Annotated in this window: 17 protein-coding genes; 11 read left to right on the plus strand and 6 right to left on the minus strand. The window is 67.4% G+C overall.

Annotated elements, in window-relative coordinates; translation table 11 throughout:
• The first annotated feature begins 165 nt into the window (after nucleotides 1–165).
• Complete coding sequence (locus ACWPN5_RS06760; RefSeq protein ID WP_492294956.1) at nucleotides 166–453, plus strand: hypothetical protein; 288 nt, start codon at nucleotides 166–168, stop codon at nucleotides 451–453.
• Between the two features lie 58 nt (nucleotides 454–511).
• Nucleotides 512–3,874: a PAS domain-containing protein gene (locus ACWPN5_RS06765; RefSeq protein WP_492294958.1), complete on the plus strand. Its 3,363-nt coding sequence runs from the start codon at nucleotides 512–514 to the stop codon at nucleotides 3,872–3,874.
• A 16-nt stretch (nucleotides 3,875–3,890) separates the two neighbouring features.
• Here ACWPN5_RS06765 and ACWPN5_RS06770 read toward each other — a convergent pair whose 3' ends face one another.
• A complete protein-coding gene (locus ACWPN5_RS06770; RefSeq protein ID WP_145685642.1) occupies nucleotides 3,891–4,418 on the minus strand; it encodes an isopentenyl transferase family protein in 528 nt (175 codons plus the stop codon).
• A 119-nt stretch (nucleotides 4,419–4,537) separates the two neighbouring features.
• Nucleotides 4,538–4,822: a hypothetical protein gene (locus ACWPN5_RS06775; protein WP_145685655.1), complete on the minus strand. Its 285-nt coding sequence runs from the start codon at nucleotides 4,820–4,822 to the stop codon at nucleotides 4,538–4,540.
• A 78-nt stretch (nucleotides 4,823–4,900) separates the two neighbouring features.
• On the opposite strand from ACWPN5_RS06775, the gene cutA reads away from it, so the two are divergent.
• Both cutA and ACWPN5_RS06785 read left to right on the plus strand, forming a co-directional pair.
• A complete protein-coding gene (cutA, locus tag ACWPN5_RS06780; protein ID WP_145685667.1) occupies nucleotides 4,901–5,215 on the plus strand; it encodes a divalent-cation tolerance protein CutA in 315 nt (104 codons plus the stop codon).
• Nucleotides 5,216–5,336: 121 nt separating this feature from the next.
• Nucleotides 5,337–6,551, plus strand: a complete 1,215-nt coding sequence (locus tag ACWPN5_RS06785; protein WP_492294961.1) for an MFS transporter — start codon at nucleotides 5,337–5,339, stop codon at nucleotides 6,549–6,551.
• Nucleotides 6,552–6,555: 4 nt separating this feature from the next.
• Here ACWPN5_RS06785 and ACWPN5_RS06790 read toward each other — a convergent pair whose 3' ends face one another.
• The 4 genes from ACWPN5_RS06790 to ACWPN5_RS06805 form a co-directional block, all read right to left on the minus strand.
• Nucleotides 6,556–7,233 carry an SPOR domain-containing protein gene (locus ACWPN5_RS06790; protein WP_492294963.1) on the minus strand — a complete coding sequence of 226 codons (678 nt, stop codon included), beginning with the start codon at nucleotides 7,231–7,233 and terminating at the stop codon, nucleotides 6,556–6,558.
• 190 nt (nucleotides 7,234–7,423) lie between these two features.
• Entirely contained in the window at nucleotides 7,424–8,713 is a 1,290-nt protein-coding gene (locus ACWPN5_RS06795; RefSeq protein ID WP_200478702.1) for an O-acetylhomoserine aminocarboxypropyltransferase, read from the minus strand.
• 18 nt (nucleotides 8,714–8,731) lie between these two features.
• Nucleotides 8,732–9,250, minus strand: a complete 519-nt coding sequence (locus tag ACWPN5_RS06800) for a CoA-binding protein (RefSeq protein WP_492294965.1) — start codon at nucleotides 9,248–9,250, stop codon at nucleotides 8,732–8,734.
• Nucleotides 9,247–10,065: an enoyl-CoA hydratase gene (locus ACWPN5_RS06805; RefSeq protein WP_492294967.1), complete on the minus strand. Its 819-nt coding sequence runs from the start codon at nucleotides 10,063–10,065 to the stop codon at nucleotides 9,247–9,249. Before ACWPN5_RS06805 ends, ACWPN5_RS06800 begins: the two co-directional genes overlap by 4 nt.
• A gap of 259 nt (nucleotides 10,066–10,324) precedes the next feature.
• Between ACWPN5_RS06805 and ACWPN5_RS06810 the strand changes: the two genes are divergently transcribed.
• The 7 genes from ACWPN5_RS06810 to ACWPN5_RS06840 all read left to right on the plus strand — a co-directional run bounded on the left by ACWPN5_RS06810 (nucleotide 10,325) and on the right by ACWPN5_RS06840 (nucleotide 15,964).
• Complete coding sequence (locus ACWPN5_RS06810; RefSeq protein ID WP_035673266.1) at nucleotides 10,325–10,795, plus strand: PaaI family thioesterase; 471 nt, start codon at nucleotides 10,325–10,327, stop codon at nucleotides 10,793–10,795.
• Between the two features lie 196 nt (nucleotides 10,796–10,991).
• Nucleotides 10,992–11,456, plus strand: coding sequence for a 50S ribosomal protein L13 (gene rplM, locus ACWPN5_RS06815; RefSeq protein ID WP_014240247.1), 465 nt, complete (start codon nucleotides 10,992–10,994; stop codon nucleotides 11,454–11,456).
• A 4-nt stretch (nucleotides 11,457–11,460) separates the two neighbouring features.
• Nucleotides 11,461–11,943: a 30S ribosomal protein S9 gene (rpsI, locus tag ACWPN5_RS06820; RefSeq protein ID WP_014240248.1), complete on the plus strand. Its 483-nt coding sequence runs from the start codon at nucleotides 11,461–11,463 to the stop codon at nucleotides 11,941–11,943.
• Between the two features lie 134 nt (nucleotides 11,944–12,077).
• On the plus strand, nucleotides 12,078–13,130 hold the full coding sequence (argC, locus tag ACWPN5_RS06825) for an N-acetyl-gamma-glutamyl-phosphate reductase (RefSeq protein WP_492294969.1): 1,053 nt from the start codon (nucleotides 12,078–12,080) through the stop codon (nucleotides 13,128–13,130).
• A 270-nt stretch (nucleotides 13,131–13,400) separates the two neighbouring features.
• Nucleotides 13,401–14,492, plus strand: a complete 1,092-nt coding sequence (locus tag ACWPN5_RS06830) for an SIR2 family protein (RefSeq protein WP_492294971.1) — start codon at nucleotides 13,401–13,403, stop codon at nucleotides 14,490–14,492.
• Between the two features lie 152 nt (nucleotides 14,493–14,644).
• On the plus strand, nucleotides 14,645–15,163 hold the full coding sequence (locus ACWPN5_RS06835; protein ID WP_492294973.1) for a gamma carbonic anhydrase family protein: 519 nt from the start codon (nucleotides 14,645–14,647) through the stop codon (nucleotides 15,161–15,163).
• Nucleotides 15,164–15,376: 213 nt separating this feature from the next.
• Nucleotides 15,377–15,964, plus strand: a complete 588-nt coding sequence (locus ACWPN5_RS06840; RefSeq protein ID WP_145685738.1) for an OmpA family protein — start codon at nucleotides 15,377–15,379, stop codon at nucleotides 15,962–15,964.
• The last annotated feature ends 24 nt before the right edge of the window (nucleotides 15,965–15,988 follow it).

Consider the following 15,988-nt stretch of genomic DNA (forward strand, 5'->3'; position numbering starts at 1 on the left):
GTACCGAAAGGCCCGGTCGGCCACTCTTCGGTGCAGGGTTGGACAGGTCAACCGCTATTCCGGCGTAGGACAAACCCCTGGCACCGCTGGAAGGTTTATGGTTAACAGGAAATTAACTATAACCGGGGATGGTTTCGCACCTTCGAACCATGTACGGCAGGACCGATGCGAGACCACCCCTTCCGCCCCGCAGCCACCATTCCGTCCAACACCAATCCGGCACCGTCGGACCGCCGTGAACCCGACGTGCAGCTGGCCGCCATGGTGCCGCAGAGCGTCAAGCGCGCCGTCCGCCGCCGCGCCGAGGAGGAGGGGACGACCGTGCGCAGCGTCCTTCTGCGCGCCCTGAAGCACGCGGGGATTGCCGAAGTGGATGAGTTGGAGATTGCCGACCGCCGCATCGCCGCCGGCGCCGAACGCTCGGGTACTTGGAAGGCCACGCGTATCCGTTGACGGGACGGTCGCGCATCGCGCACGGTCACACGGAATCCTTTTCCGAAAGCCGCCCTTCATGAGTCTTCTTCACCGTCTGCTGCTTCTTGTCCTCGTGGCGATGATTCCGGCGGCCGTCATCGAGGTGAAGAACGAGCTGGCTCTGCGCGCCGCGCGGGAGGCCGAGGTGGGGCGGGACGCCCTGCACCTCGCCGCGCTGTTCGAGGCGGAGCAGCACCGCATGATCGACGGGTTGCGGCAGGTTCTGAACACGCTGGTCAAGGCCGACCCGGCGCGCGCCCCCGGCTCGCCGGCCTGCCAAGCGCTGATGGACAGCCTGCGCGCGTCCTATCCGGGCCATCTCGGCATCGTGATCGCCGGGCTGGACGGGGTGGTGCGCTGCGCGACCGATCGCGCCGCGCTGGGGATTTCCATCGCCGACCGCGACTATTTCCGCGACGCGCTGGCCAGCGGCCGGATGACGCTGGGGGAGCCTGTTTCCCGGCGGACCGACGGACGCTCCGCCATGCCGGTCGCGCTGGCCTACCAGGACGCGGAGGGCCGGGCGGCCGGCGTCGTGACGGCGTTGACCGACATCTCCTGGATCGCCGATTTCCTGTCCAAGCGGCCATTGCCCGACAACGCGCGGATCACGCTGGTGGACCGCCGCGACCGGGTGGTCGCCCAGGTGCCGCCCCTTCTATCGGAGCCGGGGCCAAATCAGACGGCGCCGAGCCGGACGGATGGCGGCGTGCTGTCCCCGTCCGTCCTCGCGCTGCTCTCCCGCGACGCGCCCGGCGTCGCCGAGGTGACCGGGCCGGACGGACGGCCGCGCATCGTCGCCTATCAGCCGATCGGCCAGAGCATGGACGGCATCGGGGTCGTGGTCTGTCTGGACAAGGGCGAGGCGCTGGGGCCGATCCGCGGCGCGATGGTCCAGGCGATGGCCGGCATCGCGACGGTCCTGCTTCTGACGCTGCTCACCGTCTGGTGGGGCGCCAGCCGGTTCCTGCGGCGGCCGGTGGCGGCGCTGGTCGCGACGGCGGAGCGCTGGAAGGGCGGTGATCTGACGGCGCGCAGCGGCGTCGCCGATCAGTCGTCCGAACTCGGCACGCTGGCCCGCGCCTTCGACAGCATGGCCGAGGAACTGGCACGCCAGCAGCAGGTGCGGGAGCAGGCCAACGCGCTGGCCCACAAGACGGCCGCCGTTCTGGGCAGCATCACCGACGGCGTTTTCGAGGTGGACCGCCACTGGCGCATCACCTTCATGAACGAGCGCGCCCGGGCGCTGATCGCCGGCGGGCACGATCTGATCGGCCAGGACCTGTGGGACGTCTTTCCCGAGGTGTCCGCCAGCGCGTTCGGGGAAAACTACCGCCGCGCCATGCAGGATCAGACGCCGGTCGAGTTCGAGGAGTATTGCACGGCCTTCGAATCCTGGTTCGCCGTGCGCGCCTTCCCGTCGCCGGATGGGCTGGCCGTCTTCTTCCAGGACACCACCGCCCGCAAGTGGGGCGAGGCGGCGCTGGTTTCGGCCAACCGGGAAAAGAACGCGCTGCTCGCCCAGTTGAACAGCCTGCTGCAGAACGCGCCGGTCGGCTTCGCCTTCTTCGACCGCGAGCGCCGCTACATCCGCATCAACGAGCAGTTGGCCGATTGCAACGGCATCCTGGCGGAGGCCCACATGGGCCGCACTCTGGCGGACCTGCTTCCCGTCGTGGGCGCCAGCGTCGAGCCGCTGATCGATCGGGTGTTCGACACCGGCGAGCCGATCCCCTACCGGGAGGTGATGGGCGAGACGCCCAGAGAGCCCGGCGTGACGCGCCACTGGCTGATCGCCTTGTTTCCCGTGCATGAAGGGATGGATGTCGCGGCGGTCGGCGCCGTCGTGATGGAGGTCACCGACCTGCGCCGGGCCGAGACGGCGCGCCGTCAGAGCGATGAACGCTTCCGCTCGGTCTTCGAACTGGCGGCGGTGGGCATCGAGCGGGTGGGGCTGGACGGTCGCATCCTCGACGTCAACGCCAAGATCTGCGACATCGTCGGCTACCCGCGCGAGGAGTTGCTGCGGCGGACCTACCGCGACATCACCGACCCGGCCGATCTGCCGGCCGAGGAGCGGTTGATCGAGCGGCTGCTGTCCGGCGAACTGTCCAGCTACGCCATTGAGAAGCGCTACCGCCGCAAGGACGGTGGGGCGGTGTGGGTGCGGGTGACCTCGTCGCTCGCCCGGATCACCGGCACGGAGCCGGCCTACCGAATCACGGTTGCCGAGGACATCACCGAGCGCAAGGCGATGGAGGCCGCGCTGCGCTCCGCCCGCGATGAGGCGGAGCGCGCCAACCTTGCCAAGTCGAAATTCCTGGCCGCGGCCAGCCACGATCTGCGCCAGCCGCTCCAATCGCTGTTCTTCTTCGCGGCCGCCCTGTCGGCCCATGTCGGGTCGCCCGCGGGCGCCAAGGTCCTGGGCCATCTGGAGCAGGGGCTGGAGGCGCTGAAGGGTCTGCTGGACAGCCTGCTCGACGTGTCGCGCCTCGACGCCGGAGTGGTGACACCGGTGTTCGAGGATTTCGACGTGGCGGAGGTGCTGGACCCGATCCGCGCCGCCTACGCGCCGGTCGCCGCCGGCAAGGGCATCGGCTGGCAGGTCGAGGTCGCCGCCGGGCGGGTGCGCAGCGACCGCACGCTGCTGGGCCGGCTGCTGCGCAATCTGGTGGAGAACGCCATCCGCTACACCGACAGCGGGCTGGTGCGGGTGCAGTGCCGGCCGGATGGGCGGTTTCTCTCCATCGTCATCCAGGACACAGGCAGGGGCATCCCGGACGACCACCTGGAGCGCATCTTTGAGGAGTTCCATCAGGTCGGCAACCCGGAGCGGGACCGCAACCAGGGCCTCGGCCTCGGCCTCGCCATCGTGCGGCGGCTGTCGCGGCTGCTCGACCATCCGGTGGAGGTGCGCTCCGCGGTGGGCAAGGGCTCGGCCTTCCGGGTGCTGGTGCCACTGGGCGAAACGGTGGTGCCCGCCGTCGCGGGGGCGGGGGGTGAGTCGCCGGGGATGGGGCAGGGCCGCCTCGCCGTTCTGGTGGACGACGACGCCATCGTGCTGATGGGGCTTCAACTGATCCTGACGGAATGGGGCTACGCCGTGCTGGCGGCGGGCAGCGCCGACCAGGCCATGGAGCGGCTGTCCGCCCAGACGCGCGTCCCCGACATCGTGATCGCCGACTACCGGCTGCGCGAGGGGCGGGTCGGGACCGAGGTGATCCTGCGCGTGCGCGAGCGCTACGGCGCCGGGGTTCCGGGGGTGATCCTGACCGGGGAGACCGGGCCGGACTGCCTGCTGGACGCCACCGCCCACGGGCTGACGGTGATCCACAAGCCGGTCACCCCCCGCGAGTTGGCGGCCGCGGTGGACCAGCAGTTGAAGGCTGTGCCGGCGTGAAGCCGGCGTCCGGCCATCAGCGCGTGAGGTCCCAGCGCCGGTACCACGCGTTCAGGTCCCGTGCGGAGTTGATCCGGATCTTCGGCAGGTCGGCCTGATCGAAGGTGCGCAGGTTCCGCGCCCGATTTCGCGGGGTGGTGACGGCGATGTGGCGGATCATCTCCCACTTGATGCGGTCCCGGCGCCCCTCCAGCGCGCCGCGCCGCTCCCGCTCGAACAGGGTCCGGCGGAAATAGCGCAGCAGGCTGAGCGGCATGGGCACGTCCAGTTGGATCAGGCCCGTCGCCCGCTGGAAACGCTGCGGGATGCAGCGCGAGTAGTTGCCCTCCATGACCCAGCGCTCGCCGGCGATGGCCGCGTCGTGCAGGGCGATGAACTCGTCGGTCGGGCGTGGCTGCCAATCCGTGTCGGGAGCATGGTACAGCCGGTCGAGATGGACGACGGGAAAGCCGTTCCGCCGCGCGATCGCTTCGGCAAGCGTTGATTTCCCGCTGTTGGACGGCCCGAGGATGCAAATGCGTGGGCCGAGGTCGGAAAGCTGCATGGATCGATACCGTTACGAAGCAAAGCCCGGTCAGGCCGCGAAAAGCGCGGCGATCCTAGCGGGCGTCGGCGTGGTGCGACACCCCACCTATGCGGTACGCCGTCGGTGTCGTCCGGCGGTCATTCCGCCTGGGCGAGTTCCTTCTCGGCGGGGCGGGGGGAGAGGGCGGCGCGGCCGGTGTCGGTCAGGCGGCAGACCAGCCAGTCGGGCTTCAGCGGGTTGTGGAACCAGCGCTCCGCCCAGCCGGACTTCAGGCAGCTTTCGATGGTCTGACGCTTGACGCGCTGGCCGTCGGCGTCGAACAGGGGCAGCTTGCCGCCGGGCTGCTCCAGACCGTTGCGCAGCCACGCCGCCTGCGCCTCGGTGGGGCGGCGTCGGGACGTGGTGCGTCGGGGTGCGGCCATGGTTCGTCGCCTCGAAAGATGTTGCGGCCTGGCGGCCTGTGGCAAGATTCGAACACTCTACATCGAAAGGCTTCGGTCATGGAATTCGTCTTCGCCTACATCACCGCCGGCTCGCGGGACGAGGCCCGTCGCATCGGCCGTGCGCTGGTCGAGGAGCGGCTGGCCGCCTGCGCCAACATCTTCGACGGCATGACCTCCATCTACCGCTGGCAGGACGCCATCGAGGAAGCCAATGAGACGGTGCTGATCGCCAAGACGCGGGCGGAGCTGTTCGACCGGCTGGCCGCGCGGGTGCGGGAACTGCACAGCTACGAGGTGCCCTGCGTGGTCGAGCTGAGGGTTGGGCGCGGCAATCCGGCCTATCTGGACTGGCTGCGCGACGCGACCGCCTGATCCCTCATGCCGGCCGCCGCATGTCGGCCATGACGGCGGCGCATTGGACCGCCCCGGACCGGCGTGCCAGTTTCGCAAGGGTTGCTTTCAAGCGCAAATCATCCGGATGCGGAGAATTTCCATGACCGACACATCAGCGCGGCTGTCGATCGGCTTTTCCTGGATCGGCCATGCGCTGATGCACATCGTGTCGGCCCTGTTCCTGACCGTCGTCCTGGCGCTGGAGCGGGAATGGAAGCTGCCCTACGACGAGTTGATCCGGCTGTGGACACTGGGTGCCCTGATGATCGGCGTCGGCGCACCGCTGGCCGGCTGGCTGGGCGACCGCTGGAGCGAATGCCGGATGATGGCGGTCTTCTTCCTGCTGACCGGGGCGGGGACCATCGCCTGCGGCCTGACCGACGGTCCGGAGGCGCTGCTGTGGGCGCTGGCGGTGCTCGGGCTCGGCGCCTCCATTTACCACCCGGTGGGCATGGCCTGGATGGTCAAGAACGCCACCAACCGCGGCAAGGCTCTGGGCTATCAGGGCATTTTCGGCACCATCGGCATCGCCTCGGCGGCGGTGGTGGCCGGCGGCCTGACCGAATGGCTGGGCTGGCGCTCCGCCTTCCTGATTCCGGGCGCGGTCTGCCTGGGGCTGGGGGTCTTGCTGGCCCTGCTGATCGCCATGGGCAAGGTCGAGGATCGCCAGGGCGACGTGAGGCCGATCCCCAAGGCGTCGCGCGGCGACGTCATCCGCGCCTTCGTCGTGCTGTCGGTGACGATGGTCTGCGCCGGGCTGATGTTCAACGCCATGCAGGTGGTGCTGCCCAAGCTGTTCGAGGCGCGGCTGAGCGACCTGCTGGGCGGCAGCACGCTGGGCGTCGGCGGCGTGGTGACGGCGGTCTATCTGTTCGCCGCCCTGCCGCAGCTGATCGGCGGGCATCTGGCCGACAAGTACCCGCTGAAGCGCATCTACACCCTGTGCCTGCTGGTCCAGGTGCCGATGATGGCGGCCGTGGCGGTCCTCGCCGACCTGCCGCTGGTTGGTGCTGCGGCGCTGGTCGTCGTCGCCTCGCAGGTGCAGATTCCGGCGGAGAACCTGCTGCTCGCCCGCTACACCCCGGAGAAGCACCGCGGGCTGGCCTACGGCGCCAAGTTCATCCTGTCCTTCGGCGCCGGCCCGCTGGCCGTGCAGCTCGTCGCCCTGGTCTATGAGCGGACGGGTGAGTTCGTCATGCTCTACGCCACGCTGTCGGTGCTGGCGCTGGTCGCCTTCGCGGCGGCGCTGCTGCTGCCGCGCGACCGCGACGCTCCGGCCAAGCCGGCCGCCGTCCCGATGGCGCCGGCGGAGTAAGGGCTTACATCTGGTCCGGCAGGCTGGGGTCGGGCGCGTCGCCGGGCAGATCGGCGACCACCGTCCGCCCCCTCCAGGTCAGGAGCCACGCGTCGCCGACCCCGGCGGCGCGCATCTCGGCCAGACGGCGCAGGGCGGTCGGACGGTCCTCCGGCGGCAGGACGAGCCGGTGGATGCGCCGGCCCTGCACGTCGGCCGCCACGATGTCGGCCTCCGGATGGCCCAGCCGCGCGCGCTGGGCTTCGGCCTGCCCACGCTTGGAAAAGCTGCCCGCCACCACGAGATAGCGCCGTTCGGCGGGGCGCGGCATCGGCGGCAACACGGTGGCTGGAAACGCGGCGATCTCCACCTCCGCCGTCACGGGGAGCGGCGCGGGCGGTGGCGGGGCGGGGACCGGCGACGGTTCGGTTTCCGGAAGGGGGACCGGCACGCTTTCGGCGCTGCGGGTTACCGGCACGATCACCGGCTTGCAGACATAGCCTAGGCTCAGGACGCGGAAGGTCGCGCAATCCTGCTGGAGCATCGCCGACAGCATGTGGTCGGTGCTGCTCTTGCTGGTGCCGACATACAGCATCCCGTCCACCGCGAAGGATGCGGCGGTCATCGCCACCGGCGCGCCCGCGCAGCCGCCCAGCCCCACCAGCGCGACCGCCGCCACTCCACGCCTGAGCCGTCCGCTCATGCCCCGCTTCCCCGCCTTGTTCGTGCCCCCACCCTTTGTGTGCCAGGGTCGGTGCTATGACCTGCGGAGGTCAATGGAACGGCCAGCGCTCAGCCCTTCGCGTCGCATCTACCCCTTGCGGGGTATCCCTCCGCCCGCCGGGCCGGACGCCGCGGCGGGCGGAGGGGAGCCGGCCTCAGGCGGCGGCCAATCAGGCGGCCGATAGGGCGCGGTCGAGGTCGGCGATGATGTCCTCCACGCTCTCCAGCCCGATCGACAGGCGCAGCACGTCCGGACCGGCGCCCGCCTGGGCTTGGCCTTCCGGCGACAGCTGGCGGTGCGTGGTCGAGGAGGGGTGGATGATCAGCGACCGGCTGTCGCCGATGTTGGCGAGATGGCTGAGGAGCTGGACGTTCTCCACCACCTTTACGCCGGTGTCGAAGCCGCCCTTGACGCCGAAGGTCAGCACGGCGCCGGCCCCCTTGGGCAGGTACTTCTTGGCCAGAGCGTGGTACTTGGAGGATTCCAGCCCGGCGTAGCTGACCCAGCCCACCGCCGGGTGGCTCTCCAGGAACTGCGCGACCTTCAGGGCGCTGTCGCTGTGGCGCTGCATGCGCAGCGGCAGCGTCTCGATGCCGTTCAACGTCAGGAAGGCGTTCAGCGGCGCCTGGCTCGGCCCGAGGTCGCGCAGGCCGACGGCGTGGCCGTGGATGGTGAAGGCCAGATGACCGAAGGTCTCCTGGAACTTCAGCCCGTGGTAGCCGGCGTCCGGCTCCGACAGGGCCGGGAACTTGCCCGACTTGCCCCAGTCGAAGGTGCCGCTGTCGATGACCACGCCGCCGACCGAGGTGCCGTTGCCCGACAGGAACTTCGTGGTCGAATGCACGACCAGCGTGGCGCCCCACTGGATCGGGTTGATCAGGTACGGCGTCGCCAGCGTGTTGTCGACGATCAGCGGAATGCCGGCCTCGTCGGCGATCTTGGCGATGGCCTCCAGATCGGTGACCACACCGCCCGGGTTGGCGAGGCTTTCCACGAAGATGGCCTTGGTCTTCGCGGTGATGGCGGCGCGGACGTTCTCCGGCTGGTCGGTGTCCACGAAGACGGACTTCCAGCCGAAGGCGCGCGGGAAGCTGGTGCCGAGCTGGTTGAGCGTGCCGCCATAGAGCTTGCGCGAGGCAACGATCTCGTCACCCGGCTCCATCAGCGGGAACAGGGCGAGCAGCTGCGCGGCGTGGCCGGAGGAGGTGGCCGTGGCCCCGGCGCCGCCTTCCAGGTTGGCGAGCCGCTCCTCCAGCACCGACACGGTCGGGTTGGTCAGGCGGGAGTAGATGAAGCCGACCTTCTGAAGGTTGAACAGCGAGGCCGCGTCGTCCACGTCGTCGAAGACGAAGCTGGTGGTCTGGTAGATCGGCGTCTGGCGCGCCCCGGTGGCGGGGTCGGGAGCGGCGCCGGCGTGGATGGCGCGGGTCTCGAAACCAAAGGACTTCTGCTCGCTCATGATGGCTTCCTCTGCTTTTTACATCAGTTTTTTGAAGGATTTGGCCGGTGCGGCCTTCTTGGACGTCAGGATGTTGGAGTTGACGCCGATGCGCCCGATCTCGTGGAACAGGCGCTGAAGCTCGATCTTGGGACAGCGGTTCATGACCACGGTCAGCCCCGCCGCTTCGGCCCGCGCCGCCGCCTCGTCGTTGCGCACGCCGAGCTGCATCCACACCACCTTAGCGCCGACGGCGATGGCCTCGTCCGTCACGCCTCCGGCGGCGGTGGCGTTGCGGAAGACGTCCACCATGTCCGGCGGCTCCGGCAGGTCCGACAGGCTGGCGTGGACCCGCTCGCCGAGGATGGTCTGGCCGGCCAGCTTCGGGTTGATGGGGATGACGCGGTAGCCCTTGTCGCGCAGGTATTTCAGCACGATGAAGCTGGCCTTCACCGGGTCGTTCGACGCGCCGACCAGGGCGATGGTCTTCACCCGGTCCAGGACCTGGCGGATGAACGCGTCGCTGTAGCCGTCGTGCGAGGGGGCGGGGCCGCTCATTGGCCGCACCACACCGGGGGGCGCTTCTGCAGGAAGGCGTCGATGCCCTCCTCGGCGTCGCGGGCCAGCATGTTCTCGGTCATGACGCGGGCGGCGTAGGCGTAGGCCTCCTCCACGCCCAGCTCGATCTGGCGGTAGAAGGCCTCCTTGCCGATGGCGAGGGTCAGCGGCGACTTCGCGGCGATCTTGCCGGCGGCCTCCGCCACCACGGCGTCGAGCCGGTCGGCCGGCACCGCGCGGTTGACGAGCCCGATGCGCTCCGCCTCGTTGGCGCCGATCAGGTCGCCGAGCAGAAGCATCTCCATGGCTGCCTTGCGCCCCACGGCGCGGCTCAGCGCCACCATGGGGGTGGAGCAGAACAGGCCGATGTTCACGCCCGGCGTGGCGAATCGCGCGGTGTCCGCGCAATAGGCGAGGTCGCAGGTGGCGACGAGCTGGCAGCCCGCCGCGGTGGCGATGCCGTGCACCTTGGCGATCACCGGCTGGCGGAGTCGGCTGACCGTCAGCATCAGTTTGGAGCACTGGACGAACAGCGACTCATAGGCCGCGCGGTCCGGGTTGGCGCGCATCTCCTTCAGGTCGTGCCCGGCGCAGAAGGCCGGTCCGGCTCCGGCCAGCACCACGGCGCGGACCGTGGCGTCCTGATGGATGGCGTCCAGCTCCGCCTGCAGCGCGCCCATCAGCCCGATGGAGAGGGCGTTGCGCGCCTGCGGGCGGTTCAGCGTCAGGGTCGCGACTCCGTCGCGGTCCTCGCGGAGAACCAGCGGCGCGTCGTCACCGATGAGGGGCCCGTCGGCGGGTGGGGTGTCGTTCATCGCTGTCCATTCCTCCCGGATGTTTTGATCGTTGGCGGGAACAGTACCCCGACCGTCCCCGCCACGGAACCGGGCGTGTGGTCCGATCATCTAACGATGCCGTGGCGGACAACTCAACCTATTTGTTGATTGAATTTGTAGATTTATTGACAGATGAGAGCGGGCGGAGGTGTGAAATTGGTTTCGACGCGATGCGCTTGGCGGGGCGGGCGATGTTCGCCATGATCGGGTCTCCATAAGAAAAGCCATGGGTGAGGGAATGAGCGCGCCGGTCGTGTCCGCCGAGGAATTGGAAGCCCTGATTCGCGAGGGCGTGCCGCTGGTCGGCAATTACGGGATCACCATCGAGCAGCTCGGCGCCGGGACCGTGCGCATGAAGCTGCCTTACAACGACAGCTTCGTCCGCCCCGGCGGCACGGTGACCGGGCCGGCGATGTTCGGGCTGGCCGACGTGGCGCTTTACGCCGCCGTGCTCAGCCTGATCGGGCGGGTGGAACTGGCCGTGACCACCAGCATGACCATCAACTTCCTGCGCCGCCCGGCGCCGGTCGCCATCACCGCCGATTGCCGGATCCTCAAGATGGGCAAGCGGCTGGCCTATGGCGAAGTCCTGCTGTTCTCCGAGGGCGATCCGGAGCCCGTCGCCCACGCCACCGGCACCTATTCGATTCCGCCGCACGACCCGGTGACGCTCGCGGTATCAGGATACCATGATCCGGAAATGTCCTGAAAAAGCCAATGATATCAACAGCTTTGCTTTCGCGGTAAAATAATACCGTGAGCGTAGAGCGTTGATATAAAACGGATATTTTTCCGTTGACAGAGACCCCATGCACTGCGTACAAAACCGGCCGCTTCGGCGCCCCGGGGATTGAACGTCCAGTTTCGGTGGCCCGCCGATCCACGTTTAGTCAACGAGTGTGGCGATGAAGACCTTCAATCTGAAGCCGACCGACATCGAGAAGAAGTGGTACGTCGTCGATGCCGACGGCCTCGTTCTCGGCCGGCTTGCCAGCATCCTGGCGAACATCCTGCGCGGCAAGAACAAGCCGACCTTCACCCCGCACATGGATTGCGGCGACCATGTCGTCGTGATCAACGCGGAGAAGGTCAAGCTGACCGGCAACAAGCGCCAGGACGACATCTTCTACTGGCACACCGGTTATCCGGGCGGCATCAAGGGCCGTTCCAAGGGCCAGATCCTGGACGGCAAGTACCCGGAGCGCGTGATCGAGAAGGCCGTGGAGCGCATGGTTCCGCGCGGTCCGCTCGGCCGCAAGGTGATGACCCACCTGAAGGTCTACAAGGGCGCCGCCCACCCGCACGAGGCGCAGCAGCCGGTCGCTCTCGACGTTGCGGCCATGAACCCGAAGAATAAGCGGAGCGCGTAATCCAATGGCTCAGGTTACCACCACCCTTTCCGGCCTGAAGGACATCGCTGCCGCTCCGGCCGCCGCCTCCGCCGAAGTGGTCGCCCCGAAGCTGGACGCCCAGGGCCGTGCCTACGCCACCGGCAAGCGCAAGGACGCCGTCGCCCGCGTGTGGATCAAGCCGGGCTCCGGCAAGATCGTCATCAACGGCCGCGACCAGGAAGTCTACTTCGCCCGCCCCGTGCTGCGCATGATGATCGCCCAGCCGTTCGGCATCACCGACCGCGCCGATCAGTTCGACGTGATGGTCACGGTGGCCGGCGGTGGTCTGTCCGGTCAGGCCGGTGCGGTCCGTCACGGCATCTCCAAGGCGCTGACCTACTTCGAGCCGGCGCTCCGTCCGCCGCTGAAGGCCGCCGGCTTCCTGACCCGCGACGCCCGCGTCGTCGAGCGTAAGAAGTACGGCAAGGCCAAGGCCCGCCGCAGCTTCCAGTTCTCGAAGCGCTAAAGCCTACCGCGGACCCGCGTTACTGCTGTACAAGCGAGGGGCGTCCCGACGGGGCGCCCCTTTCTTGTTTCAGTTCTGTTTCACTCGTCTTCACGGTTCGTGCCCATCCCCGTGCGTCAAAAGGAACAGCGTCCATGGCCAACAGCACTTCCCCCATCCGCGTCGGCATTCTCGGTGCGTCCGGTTACACCGGCGCCGAGCTGGTGCGCATGCTTCTCCGCCATCCCGGCGTGGAGATCTGCGCGCTGACGGCCGAGCGACAGGCGGGGAAGCCCATGGCGGAGGTGTTCCCGCATCTGGGCCAGTTCAACCTGCCCGGCCTCGTGAAGATCGAAGAGGTCGCCTGGGACAAGCTGGACGCCGTCTTCTGCGCCCTGCCGCACGGCACCACGCAGGAGGTCATTGCCGGCCTGCCGCGCCACATCAAGGTGGTGGACCTGTCCGCCGACTTCCGCCTGTCCGACCCCGCCGAGTACGCCACCTGGTACGGGCATGAGCACCGCGCCGTGGACCTCCAGAAGGAGGTCGCCTACGGCCTGACCGAGTTCAACCGGCAGGGCGTGCGCAAGGCGCGCGTGGTCGCCAACCCCGGCTGCTACCCCACCTGCTCGCTGCTCCCCCTGCTGCCGCTGCTGATGGACGAGATGATCGAGCCGGGCGGCATCGTGATCGACGCCAAGTCGGGCGTCTCCGGCGCCGGGCGCGACGCCAAGCAGCAGAACCTCTTCACCGAGGTGTCGGAGGGCTTCAACGCCTACGGCGTCGGGCATCACCGCCACATGCCGGAGATCGAGCAGGAGCTGCGGCTGGCCGCCGGGCGTCCGGTGACGGTCAGCTTTACGCCGCACCTCGTCCCGATGAACCGCGGCATGATGGCGACGATCTACGTCCGCATGGCCGACGGGGTCACCGCCGACGACCTGCGCGCCACCCTGACCGCGCGCTACGAATCGGAGCCCTTCGTGAACGTCACGGCGGCGGGCATCGCCCCGGCGACCCGCCACGTCCGCGCCTCCAACCAAGCGCTGATCGGCGTCTTCCCCGACCGCACCCCGCGCGGCGCCATCATCGTCGCGGTCATCGACAATCTGGTGAAGGGCGCCTCCGGCCAGGCCATCCAGAACATGAACGTCATGTTCGGCCTGGGCGAGACGACCGGCCTGGAACAGGCCCCGCTGTTCCCCTAAGTAACGGCCTGTTCGGAGCGCGGTGACACCGCTGGCCCATGGAGGCCGGCGGTGTCACGCGCCGTCCGCTTGGGCTGTTGCGTTGGAATTCGGGAGTTGCAACGGTGGTGATTCGAACGGCGCGCTGCGCGTCGTCGCCCTCCATCAAACGGTTGCAATCCAGGTGGTGTCAACGCGATAAGGGTTGTGGAAATCCGCCGAGGAAGACTATAATAGAGAGAAAATCAATCAAAAATTGAGGCTGGTCCGATGGGAGTGGCGAGTGCTGTTGTGACGAGTTCGTTGAAGCCCGTGGTGGCGTCAGATTCGAAGTTCAATGGATATCTCAAGCCGGGGCTCTATACCATTTGTCTCGGCGCGGGCGTTTCCAGGGGCATCGCGCCGGACTGGAAGGACCTAGCCTACAATCTCATGTCCCAGGCTTTCAGCACACATGTGCCGTCCAGCACATTCGATGAGCTAATGGGCCTGGGATGGTCACTTGATGCGCTGATTCAGGCTGCGGCCAACGAGTTCAAAAGAAGGGGAAAGACGAACGCAGACATCAGCGAGGCCATCGAGCAATGTCTTTATGCAAGAATCAGAGACAAGGCGCGAGGGCTCGGCCTCGAAAGTTATCTGACGGCCGTGTTGAACAGACCAAAGTCGATGCCGAAGGACAGGGTGATCGAGGTCTGTGACTTTTTGGAACACAGCTTTCCAAATTGCACGCTGTTCCCGGTGGCGAGGTTTCTGATCAATTCGGCAAAACGGCAGCGCGGGCCGCGGGCCGTTTTGTCGTTCAACGCTGACACGTTCCTCGAAACATACATCGATCTTTATCTGCGTCGGGAGCATTATAAATCTCCGCCTCCGCATGGTCACCCAACTTATTATTTTGTGTCGGTCCACGGTTCGGGCGGCGGTAGCGAGGATAAGACGCCGATTTACCACTGCCACGGCTCAATCGCCCCGTCCGAGACGGCAGGAAGGCGGCCGCGCGATCGACGGGATCGATTGATTTTTCTGGAGGAGGAGTATCTTGCGGTGTCGGGTGGTCGATCCGCCTGGGCGCAGACCGTGTTTCTTTATCATGCGCAAAACACCACCATGGCGTTTTACGGTTTGTCCATGTCGGACACCAATATCCGCCGGTGGATGAGCACGATGGAGGCGGATGAACGAGCTTACCATCATGCTCAGGGGAACAGCGATCGGACAAATCCGAAGCACATCTGGCTGCGTCCAAAACCGTCCGAGCCGCTTACCCAGGAAATCATTCTATCCAGTTTGACGCATTTGGGTGTCCGACCGGGTTGGATTGGCGATTGGGGAGACATCGACAAGGCGCTGTTGTCGCTCACCGCTACGAAGGCCGCCTGACCGGGGCGCCCGAACCAACCGCACGAACCCGGCGGCTGATCGCGCTGGAATGGTGCGGGTGACAATGCTGGCCCCCTGTGGCATCAAGTGCCGAGGCAACCACCGTGCCCGCCGAGACGGGGCGCGGTCCACTGTTCTGAGAAGAGGATGGTATGTCCGGCCTGATATTGCCCTTCCAGGGCACGCATCCGAAGATCGATCCGAGCGTCTATGTGGCGCCGACGGCCTCGGTCATCGGCGATGTGGAGATCGGGCCGGGCAGCAGTGTCTGGTTCGGCTGCACGATCCGCGGCGACGTGAACGAGATCCGAATCGGTGCGCGCACCAACATCCAGGACGGTACCGTGATTCACGTCGCCTCGGCGGGGCAGGGGACCTACATCGGCGACGACGTGTCGATCGGCCACATGGCCCTGTTGCACGCCTGCACGCTGGAGAGCGGTTGCTTCATCGGCATGCAGGCCTGCGTCATGGACGGTGCCTACGTCGAGTTGGGTGCCATGGTGGCCGCCGGAGCCCTGGTGACCCCCGGGAAGCGTGTTGCCGCCGGGCAACTTTGGGCCGGAAGTCCCGCAAGACCCGTGCGTGCACTTACGGAAAAGGACACATCTTTCTTCCCGGTAAACGTCCGGAACTACGTGCGGCTTGCTCAAATCTACAGAGAGGGCTAATACCTCTTTAGTGCGTCGCAGCACTGTGGCATACTAGCAACAGTGACACCGGCACGAAACGTGTAGGACTTCCGGGGGGTATGTTTGTACGTGGACAAACCCCACATGTTTCGCGTTTTGTCACGTTACATGCACGCGATAAGTCCTATCGTTTGTGCGATTCGTCCTCCGCGAACCAAGCGGTAGGGAGTGTGTCTCTAAGGGAGTGGAGAAATGAACAGCTTCTTCCGCGCTACCATGGCCGTCGTGCCGGCCGCCGTCGTCGCTTTCGGCCTGACCGCCGGGGCTCAGGCCCAGAGCGCCGACACCGCCGAGTGGTGCAACCCGGTCATCGGCTGGAACGACACCCCGGTCCGCACGGCGGATGGCGGCTACGCCACCCACCAGGGCAGCTTCAAGTGCCCGCCGGCCGCCGCTCCGGTGGTGGCTCCGGCCCCGGCCGCCCGCGCCCAGACCGAATACCTCGTGTTCTTCGACTGGGATAAGGCCAACGTCACCCCGGCCGCCGATCGCGTGATCGGCGATGCGGCCGCCGCCATCGGCAAGGGCGCCAACGCCCGCGTCCATGTCGTCGGCCACACCGACACCTCGGGTTCGCCGGCCTACAACCAGCGTCTGTCGGTGCGTCGCGCCGAGGCGGTGAAGCAGGCCCTCGTCTCCAAGGGCATCGCCGCCGGCGCCATCACCACCGAGGGCAAGGGCGAGAGCCAGCTCCTGGTGCAGACCGGCCCGAACGTCCGCGAGCCGTCCAACCGTCGTGCGCAGATCCTGCCGCGCGGTGCGAACGCCCCGTCGTCGTAAGGCGCAGGTTCCCTTTCGGGACAC

It is taken from the genome of Azospirillum sp. UENF 211521 (genome assembly GCF_058780535.1).